The sequence below is a fragment of the Aeromonas sp. QDB20 genome (genome assembly GCF_027707805.1).
Classification (GTDB): Bacteria; Pseudomonadota; Gammaproteobacteria; order Enterobacterales; family Aeromonadaceae; genus Aeromonas; species Aeromonas dhakensis.
Genome location: NZ_JAPCJC010000006.1, coordinates 259,187 through 274,140, shown reverse-complemented (window position 1 = coordinate 274,140; position 14,954 = coordinate 259,187). Strand labels below are relative to the sequence as shown.

The following is a 14,954-nucleotide window of genomic DNA, read 5'->3' as shown; positions in this document are numbered from 1 at the left end:
CCGATTGGGTAAAACGTCGCTTTTACCGATGGAGACAGCCCCCGTGTTGACCCTGCTTCTTTGCTCCTCCCTCTGGCAGTTCGAGGCCCCGAAGGCCACCGATGAGGCCACATTGGCCGCCCCCCATGCCAACGGTCTTGAACTGACACCGACACAGCCCGATTCACCCTCACTGCGGGATCACATCAGCGGCCAGCTGAGCGAAGCATGGCTGGCGCGCAAGCCGCCGGTGTCCGTCACCCTCGGGGAGAAAAAGTCCTCCTATCCGCAGGACTCCTTGCTGGAAGAGTCACGCCGGCAGCAGGACGAAGGGTGGGACGCCAGGCTGACCTTCAACGATTGAGTTGGCTGTGGCTGTCACCCCCTGGCGCGGGGCTCAGCACCAGTGATTCCTGCCCGATGCCAGCTGCGCCGCCAGATGGGGCTCGGCCAGCGGATGGCTGAACAGATAGCCCTGCCCCTCCTGACAGTGGAGGGATTGCAGAAACTGGCGCTGGGCCTGGGTCTCTATCCCTTCGGCGGTCACCATCATGCCCAGGCTGTCGGCCAGGTTGACAATGGTGCGGCACAGCTCCCGGCTGTGCTTGTCATCGGGCAGCGCCTGCACGAAGGTCTTGTCTATCTTGATCCGATCGATGGGCAGGCTTTTCAGCAGGCTCAGGGATGAGAAGCCGGTGCCAAAATCGTCGATGGCGATCTGCACCCCCAGCTCCTTCAGCCGCTTGAACAGCTGCAGACTCTGGTCGACCCGCTGGATGATGCTCTCGGTGACCTCTATCTCCAGCCGTTGTGGCGGAAAACCGGTCTCGGCCAGGATGGCGGCGACCCGCTCCACGTAACCTGCCGAGCGCATCTCCCGTACCGACACATTGACCGACAGTCTGGGCACCGCCAGCCCTGCGGCCAGCCAGGCTTGCCCCTGCTGGCAGGCGGTACGCATCACCCACTCCCCAATCTGCTCGATAAGGCCGCACTCCTCGGCCACCGGAATGAAGCGGGTCGGCCCTATCATGCCCTCGCTGGGGTGCTGCCAGCGCAGCAGGGCTTCCAGCCCGCTCAGCTGGTTGCTGGCCAGATCCGTCATGGGTTGATAGAGGATGCAGAGCTGCTGCTGCTCGATGGCCTGGAACAGCCCCTGCTCCATGCTCAGTCGCTCCCGTGTCTGCTCCGTCATGTCCGGGGTATAGAAGAGGTAACCGTTGCGGCCCTGGTTCTTCGCCTCGTACATGGCACTGTCGGCGGCACTGACCAGGGTGTCCGGGGTGGTGGCGTGTTCCGGATAGAGGGCGATGCCGATGCTGGCGGAGACGGCCACCCGCTCGTGATCCAGCTCGACCGGTTCGCGCAGGCGGGCCAGCAGCTGCTCGGCGAGCCTGGCCAGCTCCTCCGGCTGCTCGAAGTAGGGGATCAGCACCAGAAACTCGTCGCCCCCCAGCCGGGCCGCCACGTCGTTGTGGTGCAGCAGTCGGCGAATGCGCTCGGCCAGCAGCTTGAGCAGCTCGTCCCCGGCCCGGTGGCCCAGGGTGTCGTTGATCAGCTTGAAGCCGTCCAGATCGATAAACAGCAAGGCGAGCTGCTGCCGGTTGAGGTGGGCGGTCTTGATCTCCAGCTCAAGCCGCTCCTGCAGCAGGTTGCGGTTGCCGAGCTCGGTCAGGGGATCGTGATAGGCGAGGTGGTTGAGCTGTGCCTCGGCCTTGCGAATGGCGCTGATGTCGGAGAAGGCGATGACATAGTTGGTGGTGTTGTGGCGGCTGTCGTGGACGGCGCTGACATGCTGCCAGGAGGTGAAGTAGCCGCCATCCTTGCGCAGGCACATCATCTCGCCATGCCAGGCGTGGCTGCCGGGCAGCAGGGTGTGCCAGGGGTAGTCGATGTCGGTGTGGCGGCGCGGGTGCATGATGGCTTCCGGTGACTTGCCGACGACCTCGTCCTCCTCGTACTGGGTCATGCTGCAGAAGGCCGGGTTGACCGAGATGATCTGGCGCTGGCCATCCATGATGATGATGCCTTCGGCGGCGGTTTCGAACACCACGTTGGCCTGGCGCAGCTTGTCTTCCTGGGTGCAGCGATCGGTGGCGTCGTGGATCACCCCGGTGATGCGTCGCCCCAGATGTTCGCTGGCCGCCACGTGATCGGCATGGATGTCGACCCAGCCTCGCTGCTGATCGGGCCCCAGATAACCGAGGGTGAGATGAATGGGGGCCGTGCCCTTGAGCGCCGCCCTGAGCTGCTCGCCAGAGAGAGGGTCGAAGCGCTTGATGAACTGATCCATTCCCCCCTGAAACTCGCTGGCGGCGGTGCCGAGCAGCTGCTCGACCCGGCCGTCAAACTGCAGTCTGTCCTCCTTGATGTGCCACTCCCACACTCCGATCCGGCCGGCGTTCATGGCCAGTTGCAGCCGCCGCTGCGACTCGACCTGTTCGGTCACGTCGCGCACTATGGTGAGAATGCCGTCGGGCACGCCCTGTTCGTCGAGCATGGGGCTGTAGATCGCCTGCCAGTGGCGTTGCTGGCCCTGATGGGCCGCGGTATGGCCGCTTAGGTTCAGCTCGACCCGGGGGACGCCGCTGCTGATGATCTGCTGGAACAGGGGCTCCAGCACGGGGGCCAGGGCCGGGACGATTTCCCGCAGGGTGTGGCCATAGTGCTCCTCCCGGGAGAGGCCGTTGAGGTCGGCCAGGGTCTGGTTGACGCTGCGGCAGCGAAAGTGGCGATCGAAGATGCCTATGCCAAACGGGGCCAGTTCGAACAGCTGCTGCAGCTCGTTCACGCTCAACTGCCCCGCCTGCGGCGGATCGGGCATGGCGTCGAAAAGCTCTTTCCCCATCACGGGACTCCGGAATTGACTGTTTTGTCATTTGAGGTGTTGTCAGTATGGCATGAAGCCTACTGGAGGGAAGAGGTGGGGGCTCATTTGCCCCCAATTTGGTTATTTTCCGAAGTGGTAGCTCAGGGTGAGGTTGATCACCGGCTGCCAGTCATGCTCCTTGATGAGCCACTGCTTGGCGCCGAACTCGGTGCCAAGGCGCCATTTCTGCCAGCACCAGCTGCGCTCCAGCGTGAGCCCCCAGTCCCGCAAGCCTTCGTTCGCCCCATAGGCGGCCATGTGGGCCTGACTGCCGCGGGTCAGCCAGAGATTGAGGGAGAGCTCGGCAGGCAGCGGCAGGCTGTGCTCCATGTACCAGAGCTGGCCATAGCGCCCGCTGACGTCATAGAGCTGGCCCAGGGTGAGCTGGTGATCGTCATCCAGTTGCCAGCCCAGGCGCCAGAGTGCGCTGAAGCGGGTACGGTCAATCACCTCCATCGGACTGACGCCGAGGGCGATAAAACTCTTGTCGTAGAGCGGCAGCGCCACCCCGGCGCTCTGGCCGTCGGCGAAGATGAGGCCGACCTGGGTCTCCCGCTCGTAGCCGACCCAGAACTGGGTGCTGTCGCTGCTGCCGCTGCCCGCCTGCTTGCTGTCCAGCTGCCACTGACCGCCGATGGCCAGCTCCTTGGCGCAGACCGGCAGCGCCAGGAGCAGCAGCACCAGCCAGTGCTTATTTGTTGCCATAGAGCCGCACCCAGTCCCGATCCTGATGCATGCCCATCAGGTGGCAGATGATGCCGGAGCGCTGGAAGGCGTAGATGAGCAGCACGCTGGTAGCGCTGAGCGCCATGATGAGGCCGAAATTGTTGGGCAGGATGGTGCCCTGGCGGGCGGTCCACCACAGCAGGAGCGGGCCCCACAGGTGCACGAAGATGCTCTTGTGGAAGATGAAGACGGTCAGCGAGTACATGCCGATCCAGTTGAGGGGGCGCCAGCAGAGGCGAATGTTGCGTTGATGCAGCCAGAGCACGGCCCCGATCACCAGAAACTCCATTCCCCAGATGCCGGCGCGGCCGACCATGTCCATCGCCAGTTCGTGTTCGTTGGCGTAGATGTCGCTGAGCTCGACCGTGCTGGTCTCGCCGAACATGAGATAGCAGGCCAGCGCCACCAGCGAGAGCGTCAGCACCAGCGTGTTGAGGCGGTCCCGCCATTGGGGCCGCTGATGCCAGCACCAGCCGTAGAGGAAGCCGAAGCAGCCGCTGGCCATGAAGAGGTCGAGGCGGGCATCCAGCTCGTAGTCGGGGTGCACGTGCAGCTTCATCCAACCATCGAGGTGACCGAGCAGATCCTGCACGCCGAGCTGATCCAGCAGCAGGCTGAGCAGGGTCAGCAGCAGCATGCCGCGGATGCCGAACCAGGCGTAGACCAGCGAGAAGAGCGCCAGCAGGCACATCCACAGCATCACCGGATAGAAAGAGATCGCCTCGCCGAAGTTGGGGGCGATGACCAGTCCTTCCACATAGAGCACCAGTATGATGCTGGCGAACAGCACCAGCTTGCCGCCCAGCTGCGGTCTGAAGCTGGCCTGATCACGGCGACTGAGGTTGAAGGCGGCCAGCGCCAGGTAGATCTGGCTGACCCAGGGGATGAGCCAGGCCGACACCTGGGCCGTCAGATGATCCATGGGCAGCAGCTGACCGGCCATCGCCTTGTGGGAGAGGTAGAAGCTGTCCCACAGGGCGTGCTCCCGATTGAAGAAGTCGATGTACCAGTAGTTGAGGTAGCCGGTGTAGTGCTCGAAGACGGCCATGAAGATGACGAGCCCTCGCAGCAGATCGAGGCCCGTGATGCGCGCATCCTGTGGAGGCATGCTGATGCTCCTGTATCGGTCGGAAAAGGAGCGGCACTATAGCGGTTGTCGTGAAACTGAACGGGAGCTGAATGTAAGCGAATGTTACCCGCAATTACCCCGCTGACCTTGCCACAAGGGCAACCGGGGGGATCGGGCTGTCATGATTTGTAATAGTTTTGGCGCTTTTTCAGCCTTTCTGGCGGCCAAACGCCTGGATGCCGCGCACCAGGACCAGCCAGCCGACCACGTGAAACGGCAGCGCCATGGCGTAGAGCAGCAACCAGTGGCTCTCGGTGCCGCTGCTATTGATGAAATCGATCCAGGAGGCCAGCAGGGCCAGCATGCCCGCTATCTGGAAGCGGCGGCGCAGCACCACCTCGACGCCCAGATTGGCAAGATAGAGCGTCAGCAGTATGCCGGCAAAGCCGGTGAGCTGGGCGGTGCCGTAGAGTTCCCGGTCCGGATTGAACAGCAGGGCGACGAGGGGAGTAATGCCCTGATCCTGCGGGATCAGGGCCAGCAGCCAGCATGCAATGAGAAGCAGGGCTGTCTTCATCGGCTTAGTCGGCGGCTTGCGCCGGTTTGACCAGGCTGAGGTAGTTGGCATCCATCTTGAGGAATACCCCCAGCAGCCGGGCACTGGCGCCGTAGAAGCCGAACTGGTCGGCGGCGCGGCAGGCGGTTTCGAATTTGTCGAACCAGCCCAGCAGGTGGCCGTGCAGCAGGGACTCCTGCTCGCCGAGCCAGCTTTCACGCTGGGCGGCGGTGGTCGCCTCGGCGGCACGGATGATGAGGTTGCCCATCAGATCCAGCTCGATGGCCAGGTGATCGGCAGGCTCCTTGTACTTGTCGCTGACGTTGATGCCGAGGCGATCGAGGCGGGCCTGCATCTCGCTCATGGGGGCCTGCATCAGCAGCTTGCCCTCGCCGCGATAGAGCGATTCGTAAGGCAGAGCCCCCTGCTTGGGGTCGACCAGGAACAGGCCGGCGAAGTCGGCGGAGAGCTCCAGCTGGCGATCCGGGCGCACCAGCAGGCGGGCGATGGCCTCGTTCAGTTCGGCCACCGCCTCGCGCATCGGATCGAGAGTGGAGAGGCTCTTCAAGAAGCTGCGCACGTCGTAGGTGTCGTATTCAGCGATCTGTGCATCACTGAGCTCGGCAGCGAACAGGGTGGAGAACCACCAGTAAAGCTCGGCCCGGCGTTCGCTGGTAGCCATGAATTCCTGCATTTATCCTCCGTGGATGACAATCGGGAGCCATAGAGGCTCCCGATTCTAACGACTTTAAAAATAAAGGAAACTCAAGGGGTGACTTTCGTCCCCTCGGGTCACAGTGCCGGGAACATGGGATCTATGCCCTTGGCGGATTCCGGCGCTCCGAAGGCGGTGACGGCCGGCGCCTGCCCGCGGAACTTCTCGATCTCCACCAGCGCTGTGTGGGCCGTGGTGGCCTGCGCCAGGCTGGAGGAGCCGATATCTGCGGTCAGCACGTTGGGGTCGCCATAGGTACACAAGGTCCCCACCTTGCCGCCCTCCTGCGGGCCGTACCAGGCCCCCTCCTGGATGCGCACCACGCCGGGGGCGTAGTCTTCGCTCACCACCAGACCGGCCAGCACCTGACCGCGGCCGTTGAAGACTCGCACCAGATCCCCGTCCTTGAGCCCGCGCGCCCTGGCGTCTTGCGGGTTCATGTAGACCGGCTCGCGCCCCTGCACCGTGTAGGTGGCACGGTAGGCATCGGAGGAGCAGAGCTGGCTGTGCAGGCGCTTGTCCGGGTGACAGGATTGCAGGTGCAGCGGGAACTGCTGGCTGCCATGACCGCCGTGGGAGCGCTCGTAAGGCTCGATCCAGACCGGGTGGCCCGGGCAATCCGCGTAGCCGTAGTCGGCGATGGTCTTGGAGTAGATCTCGATGAGGCCGGACGGGGTGCCCAGCGGCTCCAGATCCGGCTCCTTGCGGAACGACTCGTGCCGCACCCAGGGCTGGCCCGCCGGGAAGCTGACGAAGCCTTCACCGTGCCAGAACTGGCTGAAGCGGGGCAGGCGGATACCGATGCCGCGGCCCTGCAGGCGGGCGTCGTCATAGATGCTCTGGATCCACTCCAGCTTGCTCTTGCCACCGGTGAACTCGGCCTCGCGATCGAAGCGACGGCAGAGATCGGCGAAGATGTCGTAGTCGTCGCGCGCCTCGAACAGCGGCTCGACCACCTTGTGCATGGCCAGGATGCCGGCGTTGGAGTGGGAACCCCACTGCTCGATGTCATCCCGCTCATAGGTAGTGGTGGCCGGCAGCACGATATCGGCGAAGCGGCAGCTGGCGGTCCACTGGTGATCCACGCTCACCACGGTTTCCAGCTTGCGCCAGGCGGCGATCATCTTGTTGCGATCCTGCTGGTGGTGGAACGGGTTGTTGCCGCAGAACACCGCCATCTTCATCTGGGGGTAGGTGATGGTCTGACCGTTGAAGGCAATCTGCTTGCCCGGGTTCAGGATGCAGTCGACGAAACGGGCCACCGGGATGAACCTGGAGTAGCCCTTCCAGTCGCCGTCGTGCAGCGGCTTGACCCCGGGGATGACGGAGCTGAAGCCGGACATGATGGGGCCGCTGGAGGTGATGGTGCCCGCTCCGTTGTAGTGCCAGCCAAAACCGTAGCCGCCGCCCGGCAGGCCGATCTGGCCCAGCATGGAGGCCAGTACCACCAGCATCCAGGCGTACTGTTCGCCGTGGTGCATGCGCTGTACGCACCAGCCGCCGATGAGCTGGGTGCGGCCGCTGGCCATGGTGCGCGCCAGCTCGCGAATGGTGTCGGCAGGCACGCCACAGATGGCGGAAGCCCACTCGGCATCCTTCACCTGGCCATCCTTGGTGCCCAGCAGATAGGGCAGGAACTTGTCAAAGCCGGTGGTGTAGTTCTTCAGGAACGCCTCGTCGTGACGCTTTTCGCTGTAGAGGGTATGGGCGATACCCAGCATCAGGGGCACGTCGGTCTGCGGGTTCAGGGTAACCTGATCGCAATTGAGGTACTTCTGGGTCTTGGACTTGACCGGGTCGACGCTGATGACCCTGATCTCGCCCTTGGCCACTTTCTCTTTCAGCTGGGCCCAGTATTCGTAGACGCTGTGATCCGGCACCAGCCAGCCCACCTGCAGGTTCTTGATGGGATCGGAACCCCAGATGACGATGGTCTTGCTGTGCTCCAGCACCAGGGGCCAGGAAGTCTGCTGCTCGTACACTTCCATGGCGCCCGCCACGTGGGGCAGGATCACCTGGGCGGCGCCGGTGGAGTAGTCACCGGCCTTGGCCAGATAGGTACCGTGCAGGTTCATGGCGCGGCCCAGCATGGCGCCGGCGGAGTGCAGTTTGCCCACCGACTGCCAGCCTGAGTGACCGGCGTAGAGGGCGCTCGGGCCATGGGTCTTCTGCACCCGCTCCAGCTCGTGATAGAAGAAGTCCAGCGCCTGGGACCAGGTCACCCGCACGAAGCGGTTCTGGCCGCGCTCGCTGGTGTCGGACTGGTGGCCCTTGCGCAGCCAGTCCAGCCGCACCATGGGGTAGCGGATGCGGGAGGGGTTGTAGACCACTTCACTCAGGGCCTTGAGCATCTCGGTCGGATGCTTGTCATGCTCGAACGGCAGGGTCTCGACCCAGCGGCCATCGACCACACGGGCGCGGAAGGCGCCCCAGTGGGAGCCGGACTGCACCAGTTTTTCGCCGGACTCGGCGGCCATCACGGCGCGACCGAGCAGGGAGGGGCCGATCAGGGCGCTGGCACCGCTGGCCAGCAAGCCACCCAGAAAACCACGACGGGAAATATTGATCATCTTGTTATTCCTTTCTCAAATCCGGACTTAGTGGCTGCCCTGACCACCGGTATCGGCGGCATGGTTTTGCAGGTATTTGAGCAGGGTGCGCTCCTCTTCCTTGCTCAGGCGGTAGTAGGCGGACATGGCCTTGAGACCAGAGATCCAGCCGTTGGCGGTGAAGTGAGCCGGATCCGGCGCCGCGTGGCAGGAGTTGCAGGTGGACTTGTACATCTCGCCGGCATAATCCCAGATCGGCTTGAGGGAGGATTCGAGGCCCTTGCCATCGACCCAGGCCTGCACCTGCACCTGTTCCCACTCGATATGAGTGGCGCTGTCGGTTTCCTGTTTCAGGATCTGCTCGTTCGCCCTGAGCTCGTCACGGATGGTGGCCACGAAGACCCGCTTGCCCATGTACTCGCTCAGCACGCGACCCTTGCCTGCGGTTTCGCGCCAGCCTTCGATGGTCACCTTGAGGCGATCGCCGCTGCGGGCCACCACCTCGATGCGGGAGGCGGGCAGTAGCTTGCCGACCGGATCGGTACTCTCTTCGTTTTCGTAGAGATCCTTCTCGCCCAGGGTGTAGAGGGTCTCGGCGGCCGGTGCCTCTTGCGCATCGCTTGCCAGGGTGGCGTAGGTGGCACGGAAGCCGCCCGCCATGTTCGGCAGCTCGTGGGCTATGCCCTTGTGGCACTCGATGCAGTTCATGTTCTTGGCGGCGGCATCCTTCATCGCCAGGGCGGCGGCGGGGGACTGCTTGGCGTGATCCATGTTGTCGTAGCTGTGGCAGGACTTGCAGGTCTTGGAGTTCTGGCTGCTCATGCGGGCCCACACCTTCTCGGCCAGGTGCAGACGCCTGTCCTCAAACTTCTCCTGGGTGTCGATGCTGTGGCCTATGTACTGCTGATAGAGGTCGTTGGCCGCCTCCATCTTGCGGGCCACCTTGCCGACGAAGTCCTTCGGCTGGTGGCAGTCGGTGCAGATGGCCTGGACGCCGGAGGCGTTCTTGAAGTGAATGGACTCCTTGTACTCGGGGTAGACGGTGTCCTTCATGGTATGGCAGGAGATACAGAACTCGAGAGTACTGGTCTTCTCGAAGCCGTAGTGCAAGCCGATGCTGCCGGCCAGGGTGACCCCGACGCCCGCCAGCACCAGCGCCAATACCGACCAGCGGCGGCTGGGGGTGCGCAGGAAATGCCACAGTTTTTTCATCATGTTCTCTCACATCGCTTTTTTGATGGAGGCCATGATAGGGAGGCATTGTGAACAGGGCTGCCGCCGAAAATTAACGAAATAGGGGTATTTATGAAAAATTATGAATAGAATAATTCCCCCATGTTGAACTCTGTCTAACCCTGCGGAACCTGCCCATGAGCCACCACATTCTGGTTGTTGAAGACGATGTCGTGACCCGCGAGAAGCTGACCGGCTATTTCGAGCGGGAGGGCTATCGGGTGACCGCGGTCGAGAACGGCCAGGAGATGCGGGCCGTGCTGGCCGAGCAGGAGGTGGCGCTGGTGATGCTGGACATCAACCTGCCGGGGGAGGATGGCCTGCTGCTGACCCGCGAGCTGCGCGCCCGCAGCACGGTGGGGATCATCCTGGTGACCGGCCGCAGCGATGCAGTGGACCGAATAGTGGGCCTCGAGATGGGGGCCGACGACTATGTCACCAAGCCGTTTGAACTGAGAGAGTTGCTGGTGCGGGTCAAGAACCTGCTATGGCGCATCTCGTTGGCCGCAGCCCAGCCGAGCGAGCCGGCGGTGGCGGACGATGCGGTGCGCTTCGGTCCCTGGCGCTTCGACATCCCCCGCCGCCAGCTCAGCCGTGACGGGGTGCCGGTGCGCCTGACCAAGGCGGAGTACGAGGTGCTGGTGGCCTTTATCGCCAACGCCGGGCGGGTGCTGAGCCGGGAGCGGATCCTGGCCCTCACCAGCCACCGGGGCGATGGCCCGAGCGATCGCACCATAGACGTGCTGATCCGCCGCCTGCGCGGCAAGATGGAGCAGGATCCCCGGGATCCCCAGCTGTTTGTCACCGTGCACGGGGAAGGCTACCTGTTCGCCGGCGAGCTGGCCGCCTGACCCTCTGCTTTGCGGGGCGTTCAGGCCGATGGCCGGGTGTCAAACTGCGGGCAGTCATCCCCTATCTGGTGCCAGGGCGCCTTGGAGCCGACGAAGATGTGAAACGCGGGCTTCTGGCTCGGCGCCTCGTCCAGTATCCCCAGCCGCAGATTGATCTTGCCCGTGCTGCGCTTCTGGCTGAACAGGCTGGAGCCGCAGTGGCGGCAGAAGGCGAGGCTGGTCTCGTCCGATTTCTGGTAGCGGCCGATGGCCTCGCTCCCCTTCGCGATGGTCACCTTGTCACCATCCAGCCCGCCGACCGAGGCGTAGTCCGCCCCGGAAAACTTGCGGCATTCGGAGCAATGGCAGTTGCCCATGTAGTCGAACTGATCCGGCAGGGTCAGGGCCACGGCACCGCACAGGCAGCTCGCATGCAATGTGTTCATCTCTATCTCCTTGAGTGCTTGGTTAGTTGCTGCTGGCGTCGACGCCGACCCGGTAGACGGGGCGAAAGGTGCCATCGGACAGCGAATCGGCGGGATTGGCCAGAGGGGCCTCCAGAGTCAGGATGGGGGGGCCCATCACCCGCGGGCACTGCTGCTCGCCGGCCTCGGGTCTTTGCAGCAGGCAGACCGCCTGGGCCACTGCAAGGCGCCCCTGCTGGCGCATCTGATCGCTGTTGGCGGCCAGGACCTTGCCCCGGCGCAGGCCGCGTTGCACCCCGTGGCTGAAGTAGGTGCTCAATACTTGGGGTTTTGTGAGTTGGCGCTGCGCCAGCTCGTTGACCGCCACTTCGGCGGCGATGGCGCCCCCCACCAGATAGTCGAGGTCGGGGTGGCGGGCCAGGGTCTGCTGCACCAGGGTGCGCTGGATCTCGCGGCTGTTGTCACCGCGCGCCGTGGTTACCAGCCTGATGGCGCTGCTCTGGATGGCTGCGGCAAAGCCGGGCTCGACGAAGTTGTTGCCACCGCTCGCCTGCGGGCCGGGAAAGAGCGCCACCGTCACCGGCGGGCTGCCAGCAGGGTGGCGCTTGGCCAGCCAGTGGCCCATCTGCCAGCCCATCTGATACCAGGAGACCCCCACCTTGGCCTTGACCAGTCCGGCGGGCAGGTCGTTGACCAGGCCGAACACCGGCAGCGGGCTGGCGCTGATTGCCTCGCCGAGCCCGTCGTAGCTCACCGCGCCGAGCAGGATGGCATCGCTCCCCTCGCTCACGCACTGCTGCAACTGGTGGCGCTGTTCGGCAAGGGCGCCATAGCCCCCCGCCTCGTGGATACGCAGCTTCACGCCGAGCCGCTTGGCCTCCTCCACCATGCCCTGATTGACCGACAGCCAGTAGGCGTCGCGCAGATGGGGATAGAGGGCGCACAGGGTCAGGGGACGGGTGACGGGGGCGGGCCCTTGCCAGTTCAAACGGACCGGTTGGCCGCCGAAGGCGCCGTCCGGCCAGTGATCCACCTCGAAGGCGAGGACGCAGGCCGGGAGCAGCAGGAGCAACAGGGAGAGACAGACGCTTCGCATGGCCGGGGGTTTTGTTAAAGTGTGGGGCCATATTATCCGGTCAAAGTCGACCACAACCAAGGGGCTTCGCGTGAGAATCTTTTCCGGCCTGGGCGGCAAGTTGTTGCTGGCCTTCTCCCTGATGGCGCTGTTGACCCTGGGGGCCTCCCTGCTGGGGTGGTTCGGGCTCAGCCACCTGCGCCAGCTGGAGCAGGGGGTGCAGCAGACCCTGGCGGATCAGGAGCTGGCCCGCACCCTGGCGCGGCTCGGCGGCGAGATCCAGAGCTCCTCCCACCTGCTGGCCTCCGCGACCAGCGAGGAGGAGCGGGAGCATCAGGGGCGGTTGCTCACCCTGCAGGGGCAGCAGATGCAGCACGTGCTGGAGCAACTGGGCCATGGTGGCGGCAAGGCGGCGTCTGACGAGCTGCATCGCCTCAGCCAGACCATCATCGGCAACCTGGGCCAGCAGGGCTGGCTGGTTGGAGAGCGGCTGACACTCATGGCCGACGGTAGCGCGTTGCGCTCCCGGCTGGTGGTGGCTGCCGGTCAGGTGGCGGAGCTGGCCCGCAGCCAGATGGAGAACGCCGAAACCGTGATGGTGGCGGGGCTCGGTTCCCTCTATTCACTGCAGGGGCACGCCGCTGGCGGGGCGATCGACCGGCTGCTGGAGCAGGATCTCGACTGGCTGGAGCAGATGACGGAGCTGCGCCACCGCACCCTGATGCAGCAGCAGCGCATCGAGGAGATCTGGCGCAGCGACCGGCAGGCCGGGCTGCTGACCCTGCTGCAGGAGGTGCGTCGTGAGCTGGCCATCCTGCGGCTGCGAGCGGGAGCGGTGACGGATCCGGCCCGCCGCCAGGCGGTGGAGCGGGCGCTGGACGAGCTGGAGCAGAGCGATCGGCTGGTACAGCTGCGCAGCGACTGGCTCGGCAAGGGGGAGGCGCTGCGGGTGCTGGCCGCCGCCAACGAGGCCCTGATGGAGAGCCTCAACCGCGAGGTCGGCACCCTGGTGAACCAGGCCCGGGACTCCCTGGGAGAGAGCCAGCAGGCTCTGAGCCAGCGCCTCAAGCTGCTGGAGCAGGCCCTGATGGTGATCGGCCTGCTCACCCTGGTGCTACTCATCCTGCTGATGTGGCGCATGGTCTATGGTCGCATCGTCTGGCCGTTGCAGCGTGCCGTCGCCGGGATGAGCCGGCTGGCCAGGGGAGATCTGGCGCCTCTGATGCCAGTCGGGGAAGCGGGACGCGACGAGCTGGCGGAGCTGGGGAGGGCGCTGCAGGTGTTTCGTGACAACGCCATCGAGCTTGGCCGCTACCAGCGGGAGCTGGAGTCGCGGGTCGAGGAGCGCACGGAGCAGCTCAGCCACGCCAATGCGCGCCTCAACGAAGAGGTGGAGAAGCAGCGGCTGGCCCGCGCCGAGGCGGAGCAGGCCAACCGGGCCAAGTCGGTGTTCCTCGCCACCATGAGCCACGAAATCCGCACCCCCATGAACGGAATCCTCGGTGGCCTCACCCTGCTGGAGGACACCCACCTCAACGAGACCCAGCAGCGCTACTTGGCCGCCATCGAGCAGAGTGGCGAATCCCTGCTGGAGATCCTCAACGACATTCTCGACTACTCCAAAATCGAGGCGGGCCATGTGGAGGCGCGCCGCGAGCCCTTCTCCCTGCGCCCGCTGGCCGAGGAGCTGATCGCCCTGTTCGGGCCGAGGGCCGATGCGAAAGGGGTGACGCTGGCGCTGGAGTATGCCCCTTCGCTCCCCCCCGTGGTGGAGGGGGACGTGGGCAAGCTGCGCCAGGTGCTGGCGAACCTCTTGGGCAATGCGGTCAAGTTCATCGGCGAGGGGCGCATCACCCTGGTGGTGGCGCCGCTGGCCTGCGCGGGTCCCTGCGCCGAGCCCTGCATCCGCTTCGTGGTGAAAGACACCGGCCCCGGCATCCCGGCCGGGGAGCAGGAGGCGGTGTTCGAGGCCTTCCGCCAGCGCAAGCGGGACATGGGCCATCAGGGGGGCACGGGACTGGGGCTCGCCATCAGCCGCCGGCTGGTGGCCGCCATGGGGGGAGAGCTTATGCTCTCCAGCGAGCCGGGACTGGGTTGTGAATTCAGCTTCAGCCTGCCGCTGCAGCGTTCGGCGGCCCAGCTGCCGGTTAGCGCCCAGCCGGTGCGCCTCGGCCAGCCGCGGGAGATCCTGCTGGTGGAGGACAACGAGATCAACCGGCTGGTGGCCGAGGGCATGCTGGTGCGCCTCGGCCACAGGGTCACCCTGGCCGAGGATGGACGCAGCGCGCTGGCGCGGGTGACCGAGCGCCCCTTCGAGCTGGCTCTGCTCGACATCAACCTGCCGGACATGGATGGCATGACCCTGCGCGAGGATCTGGTGGCCATCAGCGAGGAGGAGCATGGCTGCGGCCTGCCCGCCATCGCTGTCTCGGCCCAGATGTACCCGGAGGATGTGCGCGCCTGTCTGGCGGCGGGGTTTGCCGATTTCGTCGGCAAGCCGGTGCGGCTGGGGGCGCTGGCCGCGGCCATCGACCGTTTGTCAGCAGGGGAGGAGGTGCCTCCCCTAGCGGCGGACGAGCCGCTCGCTGGTACCGGGACCGCCAACCGGGTGCTGGAGGCGGATCTGACCCTGCTCGGCAGTCAGCGCATTCGCCAGCTCATCGCTCTGTTTGCCGAGCAGGGGGCGCCCCTGGTGGCCGAGCTGGCGCACAGCGAAGGGGAAGCGCAGCGCGCGCTGGCGCACAGGCTCAAGGGCAGCGCCCTGGCGCTCGGGCTGGATGATTTCGCGGCGCAGTGCGCCGCCGTGGAGCAGGGGCTGCTGGATGGGGGAGCGCTGGCCGGGCCGTTTGAGCAGGCGCTGGCCGGTTTGCGGGCGTGGCAGGCGAAGCATCTGCCGGATTAGCAGCAAGGGGGCGTGGCTCATGCCCG

12 protein-coding genes are annotated in these 14,954 nt (G+C 65.1%); 3 read left to right on the top strand and 9 right to left on the bottom strand.

The window, feature by feature from the left end; genetic code table 11:
* The first annotated feature begins 43 nt into the window (after nt 1-43).
* On the top strand, nt 44-343 hold the full coding sequence (locus tag PG897_RS10425) for a hypothetical protein (protein WP_043170291.1): 300 nt from the start codon (nt 44-46) through the stop codon (nt 341-343).
* Between the two features lie 33 nt (nt 344-376).
* On the opposite strand, the gene PG897_RS10420 is transcribed toward PG897_RS10425, so the two are convergent.
* From PG897_RS10420 to torC, 7 genes are all read right to left on the bottom strand, one after another.
* Complete coding sequence (locus PG897_RS10420) at nt 377-2,827, bottom strand: sensor domain-containing protein (RefSeq protein ID WP_043170289.1); 2,451 nt, start codon at nt 2,825-2,827, stop codon at nt 377-379.
* 102 nt (nt 2,828-2,929) lie between these two features.
* Entirely contained in the window at nt 2,930-3,553 is a 624-nt protein-coding gene (locus PG897_RS10415) for a hypothetical protein (RefSeq protein ID WP_043170288.1), read from the bottom strand.
* Nucleotides 3,540-4,682 carry a hypothetical protein gene (locus PG897_RS10410; RefSeq protein ID WP_025201255.1) on the bottom strand — a complete coding sequence of 381 codons (1,143 nt, stop codon included), beginning with the start codon at nt 4,680-4,682 and terminating at the stop codon, nt 3,540-3,542. Before PG897_RS10410 ends, PG897_RS10415 begins: the two co-directional genes overlap by 14 nt.
* Before the next feature lie 169 nt (nt 4,683-4,851).
* A complete protein-coding gene (locus PG897_RS10405; protein ID WP_043170285.1) occupies nt 4,852-5,220 on the bottom strand; it encodes a hypothetical protein in 369 nt (122 codons plus the stop codon).
* Between the two features lie 4 nt (nt 5,221-5,224).
* Nucleotides 5,225-5,893: a molecular chaperone TorD gene (torD, locus tag PG897_RS10400; RefSeq protein WP_043170283.1), complete on the bottom strand. Its 669-nt coding sequence runs from the start codon at nt 5,891-5,893 to the stop codon at nt 5,225-5,227.
* Nucleotides 5,894-5,991: 98 nt separating this feature from the next.
* Nucleotides 5,992-8,484 carry a trimethylamine-N-oxide reductase TorA gene (torA, locus tag PG897_RS10395; protein ID WP_043170281.1) on the bottom strand — a complete coding sequence of 831 codons (2,493 nt, stop codon included), beginning with the start codon at nt 8,482-8,484 and terminating at the stop codon, nt 5,992-5,994.
* 27 nt (nt 8,485-8,511) lie between these two features.
* Nucleotides 8,512-9,678 carry a pentaheme c-type cytochrome TorC gene (gene torC / locus PG897_RS10390; RefSeq protein ID WP_201882003.1) on the bottom strand — a complete coding sequence of 389 codons (1,167 nt, stop codon included), beginning with the start codon at nt 9,676-9,678 and terminating at the stop codon, nt 8,512-8,514.
* Nucleotides 9,679-9,833: 155 nt separating this feature from the next.
* Here torC and torR point away from each other — a divergent pair, with 155 nt between their 5' ends.
* A complete protein-coding gene (gene torR / locus PG897_RS10385; RefSeq protein WP_010633089.1) occupies nt 9,834-10,547 on the top strand; it encodes a two-component system response regulator TorR in 714 nt (237 codons plus the stop codon).
* A gap of 20 nt (nt 10,548-10,567) precedes the next feature.
* On the opposite strand, the gene PG897_RS10380 is transcribed toward torR, so the two are convergent.
* Together PG897_RS10380 and torT are read right to left on the bottom strand one after the other, a co-directional pair.
* Nucleotides 10,568-10,972 (bottom strand): GFA family protein, encoded by a 405-nt coding sequence (locus PG897_RS10380; RefSeq protein WP_017765169.1) that lies wholly within the window; start codon nt 10,970-10,972, stop codon nt 10,568-10,570.
* A 22-nt stretch (nt 10,973-10,994) separates the two neighbouring features.
* On the bottom strand, nt 10,995-12,047 hold the full coding sequence (torT, locus tag PG897_RS10375; protein ID WP_201882001.1) for a TMAO reductase system periplasmic protein TorT: 1,053 nt from the start codon (nt 12,045-12,047) through the stop codon (nt 10,995-10,997).
* 70 nt (nt 12,048-12,117) lie between these two features.
* Between torT and torS the strand changes: the two genes are divergently transcribed.
* The gene (torS, locus tag PG897_RS10370; protein ID WP_201881999.1) at nt 12,118-14,928 is read left to right on the top strand and encodes a TMAO reductase system sensor histidine kinase/response regulator TorS; all 2,811 of its coding nucleotides are present in this window, start codon (nt 12,118-12,120) and stop codon (nt 14,926-14,928) included.
* Nucleotides 14,929-14,954 lie beyond the last annotated feature (26 nt).

Bases quoted from the DNA above. Each gene is read 5' to 3' on its own strand.
- PG897_RS10420 (WP_043170289.1), bottom strand. From the start codon at position 2,827: ATGGGGAAAGAGCTTTTCGACGCCATGCCCGATCCGCCGCAGGCGGGG.
- PG897_RS10415 (WP_043170288.1), bottom strand. From the start codon at position 3,553: ATGGCAACAAATAAGCACTGGCTGGTGCTGCTGCTCCTGGCGCTGCCG.
- PG897_RS10410 (WP_025201255.1), bottom strand. From the start codon at position 4,682: ATGCCTCCACAGGATGCGCGCATCACGGGCCTCGATCTGCTGCGAGGG.
- PG897_RS10405 (WP_043170285.1), bottom strand. From the start codon at position 5,220: ATGAAGACAGCCCTGCTTCTCATTGCATGCTGGCTGCTGGCCCTGATC.
- torD (WP_043170283.1), bottom strand. From the start codon at position 5,893: ATGCAGGAATTCATGGCTACCAGCGAACGCCGGGCCGAGCTTTACTGG.
- torA (WP_043170281.1), bottom strand. From the start codon at position 8,484: ATGATCAATATTTCCCGTCGTGGTTTTCTGGGTGGCTTGCTGGCCAGC.
- torC (WP_201882003.1), bottom strand. From the start codon at position 9,678: ATGATGAAAAAACTGTGGCATTTCCTGCGCACCCCCAGCCGCCGCTGG.
- torR (WP_010633089.1), top strand. From the start codon at position 9,834: ATGAGCCACCACATTCTGGTTGTTGAAGACGATGTCGTGACCCGCGAG.
- PG897_RS10380 (WP_017765169.1), bottom strand. From the start codon at position 10,972: ATGAACACATTGCATGCGAGCTGCCTGTGCGGTGCCGTGGCCCTGACC.
- torT (WP_201882001.1), bottom strand. From the start codon at position 12,047: ATGCGAAGCGTCTGTCTCTCCCTGTTGCTCCTGCTGCTCCCGGCCTGC.